The organism is Thermomonas sp. (genome assembly GCF_023953935.1).
In the GTDB taxonomy this organism is placed as follows: Bacteria; Pseudomonadota; Gammaproteobacteria; order Xanthomonadales; family Xanthomonadaceae; genus Thermomonas.
Genome location: NZ_JAMLIW010000007.1, coordinates 54,520 through 73,223, shown reverse-complemented (window position 1 = coordinate 73,223; position 18,704 = coordinate 54,520). Strand labels below are relative to the sequence as shown.

Below are 18,704 nucleotides of genomic sequence, written 5' to 3'. Positions count from 1 at the left end.
GGAGTGTCATTGTGGGATGGGTGCTGTGGCGTTTGCTGTGCACGCTGGTGTTGGCGCTGGCGGTCAGTGCTGCCGGCGCGCGTGACCGGCTTGCAGCCCCGACCGCGCTGCGCCCCTTGGTCGTGCCGGCCACCGCAGCGCCTGTGTTCACCGTCTACGGCAGCCAGGACGGCCTCGAGGACGGTGCCTGGAATGCCGTGGCGCAAGACGCGCGCGGGCTGGTTTGGACGGGGTCGGACAACGGCCTGGCGTGGTTCGACGGCTACCGCTGGCATGCCGCTGCGCTGCCGGTCCCGAACAGTCCGATCATGGACTTGGCAACCGCCCCGGATGGCGCGCTGTGGGCATTGCTGGGGTTCTCCGGCTACGCCCGCTACGACGGACGGCGTTGGACGACGGGCGGCAAAGCGGACGAATTCGGGTCTTTCCAGGCTGTCGGCAGCGGTCCCGGCCGGCTTCTGGTGGCCACTGGCCAGACCGGCGTCTGGCAGCTTGAGGGCAACCGTTGGCGCAAGGATTTCGGCGATCCGGCGCAGGCGGGCATCCGGCCGTCGGGTTTTGCACAAACGCGCCGTCTGTTCGGGGAGCCACGACAATGGCTGGGGGATATCAACGGCGGGTTGTGGTATCGACGCGTCGAACCGGCGGGATTCGGGCCGTGGCAGCGTTTCCACCATCCGGTGATCGACCGGTTGATTCCGGGGCGGCTGTTTGCAAGCCGCAATGATGCGGGGCAGGAAGAGCTCTGGTTCATTCCCTACAACAACGGCCTGGTGCGGCTGCGCGATGACGGCATCCGGGTCTGGAAGCCCGGTGAAGCGGGCGTGCCCGCGACCTCGATGCACAAGATGGTCGAAACCCGCGGTGCAACCGGCCAGCGCGACCTGTGGATCGCCACGCGCGCGGGGCTGCTGCGGATCCATGGGCCGGAAGAGCGGATCGACCGCTACGACCGCCGCGACGGGCTGCCGTCGGACGTCATCAAGGATGTCATGGTCCAGACCCTGCCGGATGGCAGTCAGGCGCTGTGGCTGGCCACCGAACAGGGCATGGTGCGGGCAACCCTGGGGCGCGGCCCGTGGACCGTGGTGACGCGGATGGGCGAACAGGGCAACGGCGTTTTCGGTGTCATCGTCGAGCCCGATGGCCGCGGCGGGGAGCGGCTGTGGGTGGCTGCGCCGGTCGCCGGGCTGGCCCTGCTCGATGCGGGCAAATGGCGCCACTTCAATGCCGCCAACGGCGCATTGCCGCAGGGCACGGTGAGCGGCTTGTTTCGCTTGCCGGGTCCGGATGGGAGACCCCATCGGTTGGTCGCGTTCGTCGGGGCTTCGCTGTACGAAATCAATGATCGATTTGAGCTGGTTCCTTTCGATACGCCTTGGTCGATTGCGCCCAATGTGTATGCCTCCTCCATGCTGGCGCGCCGCATCGACGGAGCGATCGAGTGGTGGGTGGGGGTGCGCGGCGGCGGCATCTTCCGCTGGCGCGATGGACGCTGGACGGCGTATCGGACGCAGGGGGCGGAGGCAGCGTGGACCGTATACGATCTGAGCGAACAGATCGACGCCAGCGGCCGCTCCTGGCTGTGGGCGGGGACGCGGCAAGGGTTGGCCCGCTTCGATGGCCAAACCTGGACCCTGATCCGGGATGTTCCAGGCTTGCCCGGCGGTCCGCACATCGGCATGGCCCTGATCCGCGCGGGCCAGACGCAGCAGCTTTGGGTGGGCAGCAACCACAACGGCATTTCGCGCCTGGATGTGACCGATCCGATGCGCCCGCAGCTGCTGGATCCAAACGGGATTCCGCCGCCGCCCAACCGGATGGTGTACAGCATCGCGCCCGACAGCCGGGGACGGGTGTGGATCTGCACCAACCACGGCATCCAGCGGCTGACGCCCGATGGCCGCGGCGGGTATCAATCCCGGGTGTACCGACGCCGCGATGGCCTGGTCCACGAGGAGTGCAACATCGGCGCGCAGAAGGTCGATGTCCATGACCGCTACTGGGTGGGGACCATGGGCGGGCTGGGAATGTACGATCCGGCGCTGGAGGCGCGCCCGGCGTCCGCTCCGGGGCCGCTTCTGGTCACGGCGCTGGGGGTGGATGGCGTGACCCGGGCGCTTCCGGATCGGGCGTCGCTGCACCTGGCGCCCGGCGATCACCGGGTCGAGATCGACTACAGCCTGCTCAGCGGCCAGCGCGAGGACGAAACCCGGTACCGCAGCCGGCTGCAAGGCTACGAGACCGAAATGACGCCATGGTCGGAGGAGCGTCGGCGGGTGTTCACCAACCTGCCACCCGGCCGCTACGCCCTGCGCATCGAAGCCCGCGACTTCAACGGCAGCACCCGAACCCTGGTGATGCCGGCGATCACCATCGCGCCACTGTGGTGGCAGCGCGGATGGGTACAGGCCGTGCTGGCGCTGCTGGCGCTGCTGGCCGTCATCGCCTTGGTCATGGCCTACAACCGAAGACTGCGGTCGCGCCAACGGCAGCTGCGGCGGATCGTGGCCGATCGGACCCGGGAGCTGCGCGCCGCCAATGAGCGGCTGACCGCGATGTCCTATCTCGATCCATTGACCGGGGTGGCCAACCGGCGCCGCTTGACCGAAGTGCTGGAAGCGGAAATCGCCCGCGCCGCCGCGCAGAAACTGCCGCTGGGCCTGATCATGGTCGATATCGACCACTTCAAGAACTACAACGACCGGCATGGCCATCTCGCCGGGGACGTCGCGCTGCGGGCGGTGTCGCATGCGTTGAACGCCGTCGTGCGGCCCGGCGACCTGGTCGCACGGTTTGGTGGCGAAGAGTTCGTCTGCCTGCTGGTGGCGGCAGAGCTTGCGGAGGTGATGGAAGTGGCAGAGCGGATGCGTGCTTCGGTGGAAGCGCTGCCGCCGCGGGCAATCGGCAATGATGTGGAAACGCTGACGATGAGTGCAGGTGTGTTCAGCGTCGTGCCCGACAGCGATGATCGGGTCGATGGTCTGCTCGCAATCGTGGATGCGGCCCTGTATGAGGCCAAGGCCGGTGGACGCAACCGGGTCGCGCGTGCGGCCAACCCGATATGAGGGCAACGCTGATCAAGTCGGCGTTGCCTGATGTGTCGAGCAGCCGGCGCTGCGCTTTTGCATGACAATGGGCCCACACCCTGCCGGAAACCGATGCTGCATGCCCTTGAGCTCACCGCCCCCTGCCTTGGCTGCCATCGGCTGGCATTGGACGCCTGACGCGTTGCCGCCGGGCTGGGACGTGGTGCTGGCAGCGCATGCGCAGGCACGTCCGGCACGAATCGTGGCGCAGCACCGCAGCGGCTATCGCGTGTCGGAGAGCATCGACCAGGTGCACCCGGCCGAATCCCTGCCCGAGTGGCAGCACGCCGGCAGCTATCGCAAGGATGCACTCAGCCCCGAGGCGCGGCCGGCGGTGGGTGACTGGGTGCTGGTGGCAGGCGAGGCGCCGAACGCGCTGCGGATCGTGGCCCTGCTGCCGCGCTACTCTGCCATCAAGCGCGGCGCCGCCGGCGAGCACTATCGCCAGCAGGTGATCGCCGCCAACGTCGATACCGTGTTCGTGGTCTGCGGGCTGGATGCGGACTTCAATCCGCGCCGGATCGAACGCTACCTTCTTCTGGTGGCCGGCAGCGGCGTGCAGCCGGTCGTGGTGCTGACCAAGGCCGACAAGGACGGTGCCGATGCCGAGGCCGCACTGCTCGCGTTGCGTGCGCTGGACGTGCCCGTGCACGCGGTGAATGCCAAGGATCGCGCCAGCGTCGCCGTACTCGCGCCGTGGCTGGGCGCAGGCCGCAGCATCGTGCTGGTCGGCAGTTCCGGTGCCGGCAAATCGACCTTGACCAATACCTTGCTTGGGGTTGAAAGAATGAAGACCGGCGCGGTGCGCGAGCACGATGCGCGCGGCCGCCATACCACCACCCACCGCGCGCTGATTGCCTTGCCCGCGGGCGCCTGCCTCATCGATACGCCGGGCATGCGCGAGCTCAAACCCACCGGCGAGGAAGCCGTGGCGGCAAGCTTCGTCGACGTCGAGGCCTTGGCAGCGCAGTGTCGGTTCCGCGACTGCAAGCACGCGACGGAGCCTGGCTGCGCGGTGCGCGCGGCGGTCGAGCGGGGTGAATTGGAGGGCGAGCGCGTGGCCAATTTCCTGAAACTGTCCGATGAAGTGGATGGTGCGGCTGGCCGACTGGCGATGCGACTGGCGCAAAAAGCCGATGCGCGCGTGCAAACCAAGGCGCTGCACAAGCGGTTGGACGACAAACATGGCCGGCACTGACGCCATCAGCCACCACGCCGCGCTCGATGCGCGCATGGCACGCGCGGCCAAGGGCATCCGCCTGCTCAGCTACGCGAGCTGGCCGGCCAGTGAGCGTGACATGTTCCTCGCGGCTTACGCCCGCGGCCAGGCGCAACTGCCCGCCTACGACTATCCGAAGCGCGACTTCAGCGCGGCCCGACGCGAGTTCGATGCAATCATCGCCGCGGCGGATCCGGAACACCCGCTGGGCCAGTACCTTCTCGAATCGGCGCGCGACTGGGACCTGGCGGCGCAGCTGCTCGAATGCCTGGGTTCGCCGAAGGTTGCGGAATTGTCGCAGTCCCTGTTTGGCGGACCCGACCGGGTGCTTCCGGGCGGCGCGACCACGCGGGAAGCGGCCAACCACTTCATCAGCGTGGCCGATGAAATGGACCGCGAACTGCTGGCACCGTCTGAACAGGTGGAAATTTCCGCCACCGCCCTGGTGTTGCAATTGCAGGCCAGGCTGGACGATTTCTTCGATGGCCGCGTGATCACGGTCGAGCGGGATCCCGACTTGATTGCCAAGGCGGCTGCCGGCGCCACCCGCATCCGCGTGCGCACCGGCGCCGCGTTTTCCGATTACGACCTGCAGCAATTGCTGCAGCACGAAGCCTTCGTGCATTCGCTGACCGCACTCAACGGCCAGCAACAGACCGTGTTGCCGAGTTTGGCGCTGTCTTCGCCGCGCACCACCGCGACCCAGGAAGGGCTGGCGGTGTTCGCCGAGCAGATCACCGGCAGCATCGATATCGAGCGCATGAAGCGGGTCAGCCTGCGCATCGAGGCGGTGGCGATGGCGCAGGAAGGCGCCGATTTCATGGCGGTGTTCCGCTATTTCCTCGACGCCGGGCAAACCGAGGTCGAGAGCTTCACCTCGGCGCAGCGGGTCTTTCGCGGTGTCCCCACCAGCGGTGGCTACGCCTTCACCAAGGACACCGTGTACCTGCGTGGCCTGATCGGCGTCCACACCTTCTTCCGCTGGGCGCTCAAGAACGGGAAACTGCGCCTGTGCCGGATGCTGTTCGCCGGCAAGATGACGCTGGCCGACGTGCAGCGCTTCGCGCCGCTGTTCGGCGAGGGCGGGTTGGCCGAGCCGCGCTGGCTGCCGGAATGGGTGGCGCGCGCAAACGGCTTGGCCGGTGCACTGGCGTTTTCCCTGTTCGCCAACCGGATCCGGCTGGATCAGGTCATGGCGATGGATTCGGTGACGGATATCTGAACTTTCCGTGTCCGGGTTGTTTCGGATGCCCTCGACATCCCGGGCATGCGGTTTCGCGACAGCACCCGATGCCGCAGCAGCGGCTCTGCGGCATGCCGCGCCAACGCCGGCAACAAGGCCGGCCGTTGCGCCGGCTTCAGCCCCGCCACGGCCAAGTCGCTATCATCATTGGCCCGGACCAGAAATCGGACAGACCCCATGTCAGACAGCCGCGCGAGCGAAGACCTCAAGCAGGCCGCCCTCGATTACCACCGCCTCGAACCCAAAGGCAAGATCAAGATCGCCGTCACCAAGCCCATGGTGACCCAGCGCGACCTGGCGCTGGCCTATTCGCCGGGTGTGGCCTTCGCCTGCGAGGAAATCGCCGCCAATCCACGCTTGGTCAGCGAGTACACCGCGCGCGGCAACCTGGTGGCAGTCATCAGCAACGGCACCGCCGTGCTGGGCCTGGGTGACATCGGCCCGCTGGCGGGGAAGCCCGTCATGGAAGGCAAGGGCATCCTGTTCCAGAAGTTCGCCGGCATCGACGTGTTCGACATCGAGATCAACGAACGCGACCCAGACAAACTGGTCGACATCATCGCCAGCCTCGAACCAACCTTCGGCGGCATCAACCTCGAGGACATCAAGGCACCGGAGTGCTTCATCGTCGAGCGCAAGCTGCGTGAGCGAATGAACATCCCGGTGTTCCACGACGACCAGCACGGCACCGCGATCATCGTCGGCGCCGCCGTTCTCAACGCCCTGCACGTGGCCGGCAAGAAGATCGAGAACGTGCGGCTGGCCACCAGCGGCGCTGGCGCGGCCGGCATCGCCTGCCTCGACATGCTGGTGGCGCTGGGCATGCGGCCGGAAAACATCCTGGCCTTCGATCGCGAGGGCGTGATCCATGTCGGGCGCGACCATCTTGACCCCGACAAGGCGCGCTATGCGCGCAATACCGACCAGCGCACCCTGGCGCAGATCGTGGAGGGCGCCGATGTGTTCCTCGGCCTGTCGGCGGGTGGCATTCTCAAGCCGGAGATGGTGGCGACGATGGCGGAGAACCCGATCATCCTCGCGCTGGCCAATCCGTACCCGGAGATTCTTCCCGAAGACGCCCTTGCAGTGCGCCCGGATGCGATCATTGCCACCGGGCGCAGCGACTACCCGAACCAGGTCAACAACGCGGTCTGTTTTCCCTACATCTTCCGCGGCGCGCTCGACGTCGGTGCCACCGAGATCACCGAGGCGATGAAGCTGGCCTGCGTGCGCGCGATCGCCGAACTGGCGCGGCAGGAGGCGTCCGACCTCGGCAGCGCCTATGGCGGGGAAATTCCGCGCTTCGGCCGCGAGTACCTGATCCCGCGTCCGTTCGACCCGCGCCTGTTGACCAAGCTGGCACCGGCGGTGGCGAAGGCGGCGATGGACTCCGGCGTGGCCGAGCGTCCGCTGGCCGATCTCGATGCCTACACGGAAAAGCTGGGCCAGTTCATCTATCGCACCAGCCTGATGATGAAACCGGTCTACGATCGCGCCCGCGCCGACCTCAAACGGGTGGTTTATGCCGAGGGCGAAGAGTACGTGGTGCTGCGCGCGGTGCAGACCGTGATCGACGAGAAGCTGGCGTTCCCGATCCTGATCGGCCGTCCGGAGGTGATCGGAAGCCGCATCGAAAAGTTGGGCCTGCGGATGCGCGCCGGGGTGGATTTCGAGTTGACCAACATCGGTGATGACCCACGTTTCGACGAGTACTGGCGCCAGTACCACGCCCTGACCGAACGCCGCGGCGTGACCCCGGATGCAGCCAAGAACCTGATGCGTTCGCGCCCGACCCTGATCGCGGCGATGATGGTGGAGCGCGGCGAAGCCGATGCCCTGATCTGCGGATTGGTCGGCCGCTACCACAAGAAACTGGGCTACCTGCACAGCATTTTCGACTTCGAACCTGGCACCCAGGGCACCGCCGCGATGACCGGCGTACTCAACGACGCCGGTGCCTGGTTCTTCGTCGATACCCACGTACATCTCGAACCGTCAGCGGAGAAAATTGCCGAATCCACCCTGCAAGCCGCGATGCGGCTCAAGCTGTTCGGGATCGAACCGAAGGTGGCGCTGTTGTCGCATTCCAATTACGGCAGCCACCAGGATGCCAGTGCCACCAAGATGCACCGGGCTTGCGAAATCCTCCGCGAACGCGCGCCCGAACTCGAGGTCGATGGCGAGATGATGGCCGACACGGCCTGGGACGAAGCCCTGCGCCAGCGCATCTTCCCGAACACCACGCTCAAAGGCCGCGCCAACCTGCTGGTACTGCCCAACCTTGATGCCGCCAACATTGCCTACAACCTGATCCGGGTGATGACCGGCGGCGTGGCGATCGGCCCGATCCTGATGGGCCTGGATCAAGCCGCGCACATCCTGACGCCGGCCTCCAGTTCGCGCCGTGTCGTGAACATGACCGCAGTTGTGGCCGTGGACGCACAACTTCGCGCCGCCGGAGGCATGCGAGCGGCGACCACGCAGCTGCGGCGCAGTGTCAAACCGGGGGCATAGAACATCGGGGTTTTTACACTCCAGACATGCTGCATGCGGGACAGGCTAAGCACGCCCTGTTCAAACAGCTCCGGCAAGGCGGCAAATGCCGCCGCAATCGAACGTAAAAATAAATGGGAACTTGGCGGCAAGCCGATGATTGACAGCCGCCCTGCTGCGGTCGAGGAACGACAGGAGATTGGCCACTGGGGAGGCGATACGGTCATGGGCCCCAGCAGAGAACGCCCCCGCCTCCTGACCTTGGTGGAGCGCAGCACCGGCTATGTCTGCGCGGTTCGGCTCCCGGGTAATCCCCCCACCAATTAGCTGACGTCAGAAGTGGAATTTTCTCGTAGTCTTTCCCGAGGAGGTTCCATGAAGAAGTCCCGTTTCACCGACAGCCAGATCATTGCCGTACTCAAGCAGGCCGAGGTCGGCACACCCGTGCCGGAGCTGTGCCGCGAGCACGGCATCAGTTCGGCGACGTTCTACAAGTGGCGCAGCAAGTTCGGCGGCATGGACGCCTCGCTGATGGCGCGGCTCAAGGAACTCGAGGACGAGAACCGACGCCTGAAGAAGATGTACGCCGAGTCACAGATGACCGCGGATGTGCTTCGGGAGGCGATGTCAAAAAAATGGTGAGGCCATCTCAGCGCCGGGAGATGGCCCGATGGGCGGTGGAACACAAGGCCATGAACATCCGGCAGGCCTGCCATGCGTTCACCGTCAGCGAGACCTGCTACCGCTATGTGGCGCAGCGTCCGGACGAGGACGCGGTGATCGCCGACTGGTTGCTCCGACTGACCACGGCGTTCCGTGACTGGGGCTTCGGGTTGTGCTTCTTGCACCTGCGCAACGTCAAGGGCTTCGGCTGGAACCACAAACGCGTGTATCGCATCTACCGTGAGCTGGAGTTGAACCTGCGGATCAAGCCGAGGAAACGTCTGGTGCGGGAGACGCCGCAGCCGCTGGCGGTGCCGACCGCGATCAACCAGGTGTGGTCGATGCGTAAGCTCCACCCTATCGCGCACACCTGAGAAGTAGAACTTGGGTTCTACCCCGAAATCACGGACGGTTTGGAAAGAGCTGAAAACTTCTGATCTTGTCTGATGACTCTGCGTCGCATCCTTGGGTTATGGCGTCGCTCGATGTAGCCGAACACATCCAGCCCGGGCGGCAGCGAGCGTTGGATACTCTGGATCGGTATATGACGCCGCGCTTGAGCAGGCCGAAGAACCCCTCGCAGGCGGCGTTGTCGCCACAATGGCCCACGGCACTCATCGAGCACACGAGCTTGTTTGCCACCAGATAGTTCTGGTAGCCGCCGCTTCGGAACTGGCTGCCGCGGTCGGAGCGCAGGGATGACCGGATGGTTGTCCTGACGCTGCCAGACATTCGCAATCTGGATCACCATCTGTCGATCCTGCCGCGGTACTGACCAGCCCGACGCGCTGGTCGAACAAGTCCAAGACGATGCACGGGTACAGCTTGCCTTCGGCCGTCTTGATCTCGGTGATGTCGATGACCCATTTGGTCTCCGGCTCCAGCGCGGTGAAGTCCCGTTCCAGGTGGCTGCGACACCAAGGGCGTCAGCGCGCGGGTTCCCGCGCTGACCACGCCGTTTCGTCGCGGCCAGCCTTGCAGTCCGTCGGCAGCCATGATCCGAGCCACCCGGTTCAGGCTTGCCGTCTCGCCTTCATCGGCAAGATCTTCCTGCATCCGACCGGCACCCAAGGTGCCTCGGCTGTCCGTGTGCAACTCCCGAATGCGCCTGAGCAAGCGTGCGTTGTCATGCTGGCGGGCACTGGGCAAGCGCTTGCTCCAGTCGTAGTAGCCGCTGGCCGATACCTTCAGGCAGCGGCACATCAGTCGAATCGGAAACTCATCGCGGCAACGTTCGATCACCCGATACCTCGGGACGATCCCTTGGCAAAGAACGTCGCCGCTTCGCGCAAAAAATCCCGCTCCTTCTGCACCCGGGCCAGTTCGCGTTTGAGACGCGCCACTTCCTCGTCCCGGGGCGTCCCGGTGCCACCGAATGCGGTCTTGCCCTGCATCTGGGCTTCCCGCTTCCAACGGGTCAGCAGGTTATCCCGGATCCCCAGTTCCCGCGCCACCTGGGCACAGCTGACGCCTGGCCGGCTGGCTTGCTCAACCGCACCACGCTTGAACTCAGTGCTGAACTTCCTTCGCTTCGACATGAACACTCCTCAGGGCCTCGATCGGCCTTCTCGTAAGTGTCCGTGAAAACGGGGGTGAACCCCATACATTCTCCTAGTGCCGATGCTCAGATGGTCTTGCTGAAGATAGGCTTTGCGCGACTCAAATGTGATGTGGCCAAGAGAGTGCGCTCTTGAGAGCCGTCCATTACAAGCGGCAAGCTAGTACAAGATTGACCAGAGCATCTCTATCCGGGGCCGACCAAGGGAGAAGATGGTCTTACCTCCGCGAAGTAGTAATGCTCGAAGGTCGCCAGCAAGTCGCAGCCACAGTAACGGCAGTGACCTCGATCTCGCTCGAATACCTCGTGCCACCTCTCGTCACCGGCTCTCATTGCCTCACCTAGGGCTAACGCCTGAGTTAAGCCGCGCTGCGTAGCGGCGGCGAACGTGCCAGCGTAGCGTAAGCACGCGAGAGTTGCCACGAAGCGGCGTCGGCTTGAACGAATTGTGAAGTAGCACTACACTCTTAGACATCTTGTTGTCGGCGATGTTGTGCCTTGCGCATAGCAATTGCACGTTCTCAGCCGTGATTGATGACCCACCAAGTGAGAATGGAAGTACATGGTCGAAGTGCAGCTCATCGGTGGCACCACACTCTTGGCACCTCCCGCCATCACGCTTCCAGACTTTGACTTTAACCTCGGTAGGGATTAGCCGGCGATGTTCGGCGGTAGGCCTGGCGGCAGGTCAAAAGTTTTCGTCCGATTCGACGGCCACTAATTAAACCTAAATACGGCTCGGTGGGCGTCTCGCTCCACCCATGAGTCAACTAAGTGGAAGACACGTTATATGACCAGATGCCTTTCTTTAGTTTTTCGTAGACACGAACCCGTTCAGGCGGCCGCTGTCCGCGCTTGAACGCTTGCGCTGCAGCATGAAACTTTCCATTTTCCGTTGGCCGGCCAGAGGGCAGGAACTCCGGTTGATCTAGGAGCTTGGGATTTGGGGAGGCTACTCCGCGAGGATGGTCATGTCCTTCATAGATAAGAGTAGAGCCCTCGTCCTCGAGTCGGTCAGCATAAGGGGAGTTTGGCCTGACCGAGGCAAGGATCACGGAGTGATTGCCGCGTAATCCGAAATTCATGCCACGCTGAAGGCTTACGCCCTCGCGGCGGCACATTTCGTTGTGTGAGATTACGTCATTGCTCATTAGTAGTGCCTAACGCCTGAGTTAAGCCGACCCGCTGCACGGCGGCAATAGAGCACGAACATACCTGAAAAATTTGCCGCCGTGAAGCGGGTTCGGCTTGAACGAATTGTTAGAGGCCAAACTCGTGAATCGCAAACAAGCCCACAGCAAGCGTTGCGAACTGAAGCAAACAATACGCGCCAGCAGCAAATATTGCGAACGTGCGCATGAGTGGCGGTTTTGATGAGGAAGTCTTAATGAACGGCGACGCGGGCAGAAAGGATTGAATGAGCCGCACCAGCCACCAGAGGGCTAAACAAGAGCAACCCGACGGCAGTCGTTGATGCTCCATTGCCTTTTGCTGCGAGATAGATACCTGCAGACAGTGCGAAAGAAATTGCTACCGCACCTACAACTAGGAACGTAAATGCAGCGCCAAGCCCGATATGACCAGTGACTGCTCGTGAAATAGCCTGCATTGCCACGAAGTTTCCTTTGGCCTCACCTGAGTGTTTTGCGCCGCGAAGCGGCGTCGGCTTGAATATAGATATTTCCGGAGTTAATGCTTATCAAAACCGTAAAGGATGTCTCTAACGGAATCTCGATCCCGCGGATATTGTCACGCAACTTGACGTTGACTAGCCACTTTCCACGGGGATCTTGCGGCTCAGCTATGTACTTGAGTGACGCAGACGACAAATAGACGCTTTTTCGGATCTGTGGTCAGCTTGAGACAGCAAGGCATGTCGAGTTCGTTGATGCTTGATCCATCCGGTCGAATGACGACAGAAATCACATGTGACGTTTGCCATTCCATTCACGTCAAGCCGTGGGTTGGCGAGGAATGAAAGAATGAACACCTCACCTCCTGCCTCTACTTCCTTGGCGGTGGAGAAGTGCGGGGCTACTTCTGGTGGTGTATTCCATTTTTCTTGCCAGTCCTTGTCCGGCGTCACCAGCAACATGGCTGCGAACCCGTCCTTGGATTTTGATGAAGCCGAATCAGGAACTGGATTGCCCTCCCTGTCTCGCCACCCGTCGGCTAGGGCGCCGGAACTCATGATTAGGGTTGCTGTTGCCAACAGGATGTTGAGGAGTCTCATAAGTAGCTAACGCCTGAGTTAAGCCGACCCGCGTAGCGGCGGCAGATAAGAACGACCCAGCCTTAGCACGTTGCCGCCGCGAAGCTGGGTCGGCTTGAACGAGTTGTTAGGTTGCAACGCGAGAAACCACATGGATAAGCAACGAATCAAAGAAGAGGCCGACGCATTTTTTGAATGGCCAAGCGATGACAGGACATATGTCACGACGACAAGCATGCTGATCTTCGCAGGCGTGATTGCCGAAATGGCGGGTCGAGAGCTGCGCGGCGCATTGAAGGCAGACGAGGAACGGATGCGTATTGCCGCCGAGCGCGCTGGCGTTACGTTCCTTGGCTGCGACACGCCGGACGAACTGGCCGATGAAGTGCAAAGGCTCAAGCGCGAAATCAGGCTGACGCTGGAAGAAAACAGGCACCTGGCCGATGGGGATGTCTGCACTTTGAGCCGCCTGAAATCTGCCATTGCAACCTAACGCCTGAGTTAAGCCGAACTGCGTAGCGCAGGGAACGGCGTGGCAAGCTTTCTCTGCCACGCCGTTGCCGGAGCGAAGCAGTTTCGGCTTGAACGAATTGTTAGGCGCCGCCCTACCAGAAATCAAGTGAAGAGTCAAGCCTTGCATACTGGAATTGTGCGCCCCATGCTTGTTAGTAGTAATGATACTAATTGAATGTCTCCTGCAGCGTTGGCGCGCTATAGGAGCCTAGGCCGGGGGTTTGGTATGCATGGCAGCTGCATCCTTACCAACTGACATGGTGGTGCGTACGTGGTAGCTCACGTCCGAGCAATGTTGCATGCCTTGGGCGAGTACGCAACAACTGGCGAAACCGTGGACTGTCGTGGCATGGAGAATCAAGCATGAGCAAGGCAAAGGGTCCAGCGGACTATCGCAGTGCTGTGAATGGTCGTTTTGTGACTGAGCAGTATGCGAAAGCGCACCCGGCGAAAACGGAGAAGGAGCATAATCGTCCCCCTCCGACGAAGCCTGGGAAGAAATAGGGCGTAATACGGAAAGGCCCGCCTTGATCGGCGGGCTCTTTCTTTGGGTGCCTAACGCCTGAGTTAAGCCGACCTGCGTAGCTCCGGCAACGGCGTGGCAAGCTTAACCTGCCACGCTGTTGCCGGAGCGAAGCGGGTTCGGCTTGAACGAATTGTTAGGGCGCTACTCATAGTCTGTAGACCTATAGTTATCACAGAAAGCAGACTGCGCGTCATGACTAATCCCCAAGCTGCATTTGGTGCCAAAGTTCGTGAGCTTAGAGCGAAGCTAGGGCTCTCCCAAGAAGAGCTCGCTGATGCCTGTTCGCTACATAGGACTTACATTGGCTCCGTCGAACGCGGCGAGAGAAATATTAGCCTTCAAAATATCGTCTCGATTGCACGGGCTCTGAAGGCAACCCCCGCAGATTTGCTTATTGGACTTTGAACGCCATGGCCTCCCCGTACTCTAAGAGAAAAAAGGCCGATTGGAAGTCGGTGACCTCGGAGCTGATCGATCAACACCCACTGAAACGGAAAGAGATTTCTGGCTTTGTTCTCGAAGCTTGGGAGGCGCTCTTCAGCTCTTCTATAGGGAAGCATGGGCTAAAAATTGGAAAGCATATTTTTCCTAAGCCTCAAATTATCGGGGCGCTGCTTCATGAGCTAGTTCCCGCTGAGGTTGTTGCGACCCACCCAAAGAAATGGCGTAGAGAAGAGGAAAAGGACGATAAAGATATTGTTTGCATTAGTGACGATAAGTTTTCGATTGAGCTCAAGACATCGTCAAATGCAACCCAGATCTTTGGGAATCGCAGTTATGCCCAGAAGCCAACGGGAAAGAGCAAGAGTAAAGATGGCTATTATCTTGCTGTTAATTTTGAACAGTTTTTGCCAGGCGAGCGAGCGCCAAGGATTCTTTTAATCCGCTTTGGGTGGTTAGATCACACCGACTGGATTGGGCAGGCTGCTGCGACCGGGCAACAAGCCAGACTCGCTCCTGAAACCTACCAGCTAAAGTTCGAGACGCTTTTCACTGCGAAATAAAGTGCCTTGCGCTTTAGCCATTTCGATACGCTCAGAGACTTCGTCAAGACGTTCTGCCGCGTATTTGATGTAGCGCTTTTCCAGTTCAAAACCTATTACGTATCGACCTTCTCGGAGTGCCACCTCAGCAGTGCTTCCAGACCCCATAAAAGGGTCAAGGATCAGGCCAGACTTGTTTGAACTCGCCTTCACAATCCTTGTGATCATTTCGATAGGAAACTGTGCGGGATGAGGCGTACGCTCTTTGGAAGCTCGGTTTGCGCCAGACGTTACTTTTGGAATTCGCCAAACATCACTCGGATTCTTACCGTTTGGATTGCACTTTAGTTTGCCGTTCTTTTTTTGATTTGGATACTTAACGTCAGGATCTCGAACGTCGTCCAAGTTAAATACGTAGTCGTCTGGGTTTTTTACATACCAAAGCAGCTTGGGAAAAGTGTGTTCGGCAAGCAACTCCAGCGCCATAATTCCAGACTACTTCTTGGAGAAAGTAAAATGGGGTCTTATCCCATAAGAGGTATGGGATTGGAACCGCAAGGCCATGTTCCGGTACCGTCAAATAGCCGAGATTAGCTTCTTCAAATGCAGCATTAGCTTTTGAGATCTGTGGATCTGTGCAATCCATTTGCGCACCAAGAAATATAGTTTGAAAGATCAGCGATGAACTCGTATTCCTTCCCAATATTATAAGGTGGTGACGTTACAGTTAGATCTACCAAGTTTGTAGGCAAGTTGCTCATTGCCTCCAAGCAATCGGCATGATAGATCGCTACTCGATTTGCCAAGTACGCAGGTTGGCCGAGTGCAGATACTGCTTCTTCAAATGCGGATCTTGTCATAGCTACGTATAGTATTCATTCGAACCGGTGGTGTCAATCCGATTTTGCGTGACAATTCCTAGCGCCCTAACGCCTGAGTTAAGCCGCCCCGCTGCACGGCGGCAATAGAGCACGAACATACCTGAAAAAATTGCCGTCGTGAAGCGGGGTCGGCTTGAACGAATTGTTAGGCGCGGGCTGGCCGATTTTGCTGCTGCCGCAGCCAGATGAACCGAAGCCGCAGCCACAGTGCTTGGATGGCGCTGACCTGCTGCGTGACGTGCGGCGCGAGCCCGAACGTACGGCCTACGCGCTTAGCCGCCAAAGTGCTGAGTGAGCGAGCCTGAAACACGCAGTGCGAAGGTAGCGTGGTGAGCGTGCCTAGCCTGAGCGAGAGTGCTGACAACGCGTGCGCTGTGCTGGCCGCGCCCGATGAAACGGCGCTGGCTATGCGCGACTACACGGGCGAAACCACTGACTACGCAAAACACCCACTTTGTATTGCAAAATTTTTTTCACCAGCGGCGCCTAACGCCTGAGTTAAGCCGACCGGCGTAGCGGCGGCAGAAAAGAACGAACCAACCTTAGCACGTTGCCGCCGCGAAGCTGGGTCGGCTTGAACGAATTGTTAGCTGCCCGACTTTGAAATCCAGCCGCTGGCCATTGCCTTGCGGCTGAGGAGTACCAGCCAGACACCAACGATGAGCACAACGGATTGCAGGACGACCGCGAAGGTTCCCGCAGCCTCTGCGGTATTGGCCAGCACGAACATTGCGATGTCTTGACCGAGGATGCCAAGTAGGGACAGCAGAAGCAGGACAAACGCCCACCTGCGTTTAAGGATGAGACCGATGCAGCCCAGTGTGCCACCAAAGACTGCAATGGCCGTTGCAGCAATTGACCAAGCGGGACGAGACGCGTACAGCGCTTGTTGGGCCTCTGGAAGTTTGGCGATGTCCTCGGGCTTGAGTTGCAGGTCAGCAACGAAAGCAAGACAGCCCAGGATATTCCAGAGTAGGGCGACGATGGCAGCAACCCTGAACCACTTTGGTGCCTGAGTCATGCGAGTTCCCCGGGATGGCGAAACAGCAACAATGGGCAGCTAACGCCTGAGTTAAGCCGACCGGCGTAGCGGCGGCAAACAAGAACGACCCAACCTTAGCACATTGCCGCCGCGAAGCTGGGTCGGCTTGAACGAATTGTTAGGCGGCAGATTCTAGCTGCCAGCCAGGAAATACAAGTACAGCGGGATGGCAATGCAAGGCAACGCCAAGCGTCTTGGCTCGCTCAACGCCAAGATTGACGCGGCCATTCTCGATACTGGAGATGGTCGTCTGCGGAATGCCGCACAGGGCAGAAAGCTGGGTTTGGCTCAAGCCCTGCAGCTCACGGATGATGCGCACTGATTCACCTGGCGTTACATCGATGCGCTTTTTGGCGGGAATTAGGTTGCTCATATCAGCGTTTCCGATAATCGTGCGGGGTGACGCGTACAACTTGAACGATCATGACTTCAGCTTCTATGCAGTAGATGACTCGCCATTGCTCATTCAGCCGGGATGATCTGTATCCCTTCCAGTCGCCGGTGAGAGCCTCATCCCTGAAACCCTTGATGGCGTGGAGCCCTTGCGGGCCAGAGAGAGCGGCAATGTCTTTCCATTTTTCGTAGCGTTTCAGGATTTCAGCTGGAACACGGCCGGAAGAAAGCTCTTTATCCGCTTGGCGGTGTTCCAGAATTGTCCACATGCCGTATTGTATCTAGTACAAATATGGACTGTCAAGGGTCGAAATGCGGGCTCTGCCGCCTAACGCCTGAGTTAAGCCGCGCAGCGCAGTGGCCACAACGGCGTGGTAGCGTCAGCGTACCACGACGGGGTGGCCACGAAGCGGAGTCGGCTTGAACGAATTGTTAGGCACCGGTTGACTTTAGTGCAGATGCATACCAAAATCTGGTACAGCAGTGGGAGATTGATATGGCTAGGAACACGAGCGTTAGCTTGGGCGATCACTTCGAGCAGTTCATTGCTGGCCAGGTGGGCAGCGGGCGGTATGGGTCAGCGAGCGAGGTTGTTCGCGCCGGTCTGCGGTTGCTTGAGACCTCCGAGAGCAAGCTTGAGGTGCTGAGGGGCGCGCTAGTTGCAGGTGAGCGAAGTGGACGGGCCAAGTACAGTTACGAGTCGCTTGTAGCAGAGCTTGACTCGGAGGGGTTCTACCCCGAAATCACGGACGGTTTGGAAAGAGCTGAAAACTTCTGATCTTGTCTGATGACTCTGCGTCGCATCCTTGGGTTATGGCGTCGCTCGATGTATTCGAACACATCCGCCCGGGCGGCAGCGAGCGTTGGATACTTGGATCGGTATACACGCTCGCGCTTGAGCAGGCCGAAGAACCCCTCGCAGGCGGCGTTGTCGCCACAATGGCCCACGGCACTCATCGAGCACACGAGCTTGTTTGCCACCAGATAGTTCTGGTAGTCGCCGCTTCGGAACTGGCTGCCGCGGTCGGAGTGCAGGATGACCGGATGGTTGTCCTGACGCTGCCAGACCGCCATCTGCACGGCCCGGATCACCATCTGTCGATCCTGCCGGTGGTGCATCGACCAGCCCACGACGCGCTGGTCGAACAAGTCCAAGACGATGCACAAGTACAGCTTGCCTTCGGCCGTCTTGATCTCGGTGATGTCGATGACCCATTTGGTCTCCGGCTCCAGCGCGGTGAAGTCCCGTTCCAGGTGGTTGCGCACACCCAAGGGCGTCAGCGCGGGGTTCCCGCGCTGACCACGCCGCTTCGGTCGCGGCCAGCCTTGCAGTCCGTCGGCAGCCATGATCCGAGCCACCCGGTTCAGGCTTGCCGTCTCGCCTTCATCGGCAAGATCTTCCTGCATCCGACCGGCACCCAAGGTGCCTCGGCTGTCCGTGTGCAACTCCCGAATGCGCCTGAGCAAGCGTGCGTTGTCATGCTGGCGGGCACTGGGCAAGCGCTTGCTCCAGTCGTAGTAGCCGCTGGCCGATACCTGCAGGCAGCGGCACATCAGCCGAACCGGAAACTCCTCGCGGCAACGTTCGATCACCCGATACCTCGGGACGATCCCTTGGCAAAGAACGTCGCCGCTTCGCGCAAAAAATCGCGTTCCTTCTGTACTCGCGCCAACTCGCGCTTCAGACGGGCCAATTCCTCGTCCCGCGGCGTGCCGGCACCGCCAAACGCCGCCTTGCCCTGGCTCTGGGTTTCCCGCTTCCAGCGGGTCAGCAGGTTGTCCCGAATCCCCAGTTCCCGAGCCACCTGGGCACAACTGACGCCAGGCCGGCTGGCCTGCTCAACCGCGCCACGCTTGAACTCCTCACTGAACTTCCTTCGCATTGACAT

The 18,704-nt window shown here is 60.8% G+C and carries 14 protein-coding genes and 2 pseudogenes; 9 read left to right on the top strand and 7 right to left on the bottom strand.

Translation table 11 applies throughout. The features are described 5' to 3' along the window. Nucleotides 1–11 precede the first annotated feature (11 nt). The 5 genes and pseudogenes from M9902_RS09220 to M9902_RS09200 form a co-directional block, all read left to right on the top strand. Nucleotides 12–3,068, top strand: a complete 3,057-nt coding sequence (locus tag M9902_RS09220; RefSeq protein ID WP_297222454.1) for a ligand-binding sensor domain-containing diguanylate cyclase — start codon at nucleotides 12–14, stop codon at nucleotides 3,066–3,068. Between the two features lie 100 nt (nucleotides 3,069–3,168). Beyond that, a complete protein-coding gene (rsgA, locus tag M9902_RS09215; RefSeq protein WP_297222452.1) occupies nucleotides 3,169–4,287 on the top strand; it encodes a ribosome small subunit-dependent GTPase A in 1,119 nt (372 codons plus the stop codon). Beyond that, nucleotides 4,274–5,530 (top strand): flavohemoglobin expression-modulating QEGLA motif protein, encoded by a 1,257-nt coding sequence (locus M9902_RS09210; protein WP_297222450.1) that lies wholly within the window; start codon nucleotides 4,274–4,276, stop codon nucleotides 5,528–5,530. The genes rsgA and M9902_RS09210 overlap by 14 nt, the downstream gene beginning before the upstream one ends. 198 nt (nucleotides 5,531–5,728) lie before the next feature. Continuing rightward, nucleotides 5,729–8,065 carry an NADP-dependent malic enzyme gene (locus M9902_RS09205; RefSeq protein WP_297222448.1) on the top strand — a complete coding sequence of 779 codons (2,337 nt, stop codon included), beginning with the start codon at nucleotides 5,729–5,731 and terminating at the stop codon, nucleotides 8,063–8,065. A 354-nt stretch (nucleotides 8,066–8,419) separates the two neighbouring features. Next, nucleotides 8,420–9,051: pseudogene (locus tag M9902_RS09200) on the top strand (transposase); the annotation flags it as partial. Between the two features lie 47 nt (nucleotides 9,052–9,098). On the opposite strand, the pseudogene M9902_RS09195 reads toward M9902_RS09200, so the two are convergent. Both M9902_RS09195 and M9902_RS09190 read right to left on the bottom strand, forming a co-directional pair. After that, a pseudogene (locus tag M9902_RS09195) lies at nucleotides 9,099–10,245 on the bottom strand (IS3 family transposase). A gap of 1,821 nt (nucleotides 10,246–12,066) precedes the next feature. Then, nucleotides 12,067–12,498, bottom strand: a complete 432-nt coding sequence (locus M9902_RS09190; protein WP_297222445.1) for a hypothetical protein — start codon at nucleotides 12,496–12,498, stop codon at nucleotides 12,067–12,069. Between the two features lie 130 nt (nucleotides 12,499–12,628). Here M9902_RS09190 and M9902_RS09185 point away from each other — a divergent pair, with 130 nt between their 5' ends. From M9902_RS09185 to M9902_RS09175, 3 genes are all read left to right on the top strand, one after another. After that, nucleotides 12,629–12,970: a hypothetical protein gene (locus M9902_RS09185; RefSeq protein ID WP_297222443.1), complete on the top strand. Its 342-nt coding sequence runs from the start codon at nucleotides 12,629–12,631 to the stop codon at nucleotides 12,968–12,970. A gap of 738 nt (nucleotides 12,971–13,708) precedes the next feature. After that, a complete protein-coding gene (locus tag M9902_RS09180) occupies nucleotides 13,709–13,921 on the top strand; it encodes a helix-turn-helix transcriptional regulator (protein ID WP_297222441.1) in 213 nt (70 codons plus the stop codon). Nucleotides 13,922–13,926: 5 nt separating this feature from the next. After that, on the top strand, nucleotides 13,927–14,520 hold the full coding sequence (locus tag M9902_RS09175; protein WP_297222439.1) for a ScaI family restriction endonuclease: 594 nt from the start codon (nucleotides 13,927–13,929) through the stop codon (nucleotides 14,518–14,520). Here M9902_RS09175 and M9902_RS09170 read toward each other — a convergent pair. The 4 genes from M9902_RS09170 to M9902_RS09155 all read right to left on the bottom strand — a co-directional run bounded on the left by M9902_RS09170 (nucleotide 14,488) and on the right by M9902_RS09155 (nucleotide 17,084). Next, nucleotides 14,488–14,985: a site-specific DNA-methyltransferase gene (locus tag M9902_RS09170; protein ID WP_297222438.1), complete on the bottom strand. Its 498-nt coding sequence runs from the start codon at nucleotides 14,983–14,985 to the stop codon at nucleotides 14,488–14,490. The genes M9902_RS09175 and M9902_RS09170 overlap by 33 nt on opposite strands. Nucleotides 14,986–15,966: 981 nt before the next feature. Further along, nucleotides 15,967–16,401 carry a hypothetical protein gene (locus tag M9902_RS09165; RefSeq protein WP_297222436.1) on the bottom strand — a complete coding sequence of 145 codons (435 nt, stop codon included), beginning with the start codon at nucleotides 16,399–16,401 and terminating at the stop codon, nucleotides 15,967–15,969. A 139-nt stretch (nucleotides 16,402–16,540) separates the two neighbouring features. Then, nucleotides 16,541–16,795: a helix-turn-helix transcriptional regulator gene (locus tag M9902_RS09160; protein WP_297222435.1), complete on the bottom strand. Its 255-nt coding sequence runs from the start codon at nucleotides 16,793–16,795 to the stop codon at nucleotides 16,541–16,543. 1 nt (nucleotide 16,796) lies between these two features. Next, nucleotides 16,797–17,084 carry a type II toxin-antitoxin system mRNA interferase toxin, RelE/StbE family gene (locus M9902_RS09155; RefSeq protein WP_297222433.1) on the bottom strand — a complete coding sequence of 96 codons (288 nt, stop codon included), beginning with the start codon at nucleotides 17,082–17,084 and terminating at the stop codon, nucleotides 16,797–16,799. Between the two features lie 227 nt (nucleotides 17,085–17,311). On the opposite strand from M9902_RS09155, the gene M9902_RS09150 reads away from it, so the two are divergent. Next, on the top strand, nucleotides 17,312–17,593 hold the full coding sequence (locus M9902_RS09150; protein ID WP_297222431.1) for a type II toxin-antitoxin system ParD family antitoxin: 282 nt from the start codon (nucleotides 17,312–17,314) through the stop codon (nucleotides 17,591–17,593). Here M9902_RS09150 and M9902_RS09145 read toward each other — a convergent pair. Next, a protein-coding gene (locus tag M9902_RS09145; protein WP_297222429.1) for an IS3 family transposase occupies nucleotides 17,548–18,704 on the bottom strand; the annotation gives its coding sequence in 2 pieces (ribosomal slippage) (nucleotides 17,548–18,464 and nucleotides 18,464–18,704; 1,158 coding nt in all). The genes M9902_RS09150 and M9902_RS09145 overlap by 46 nt on opposite strands.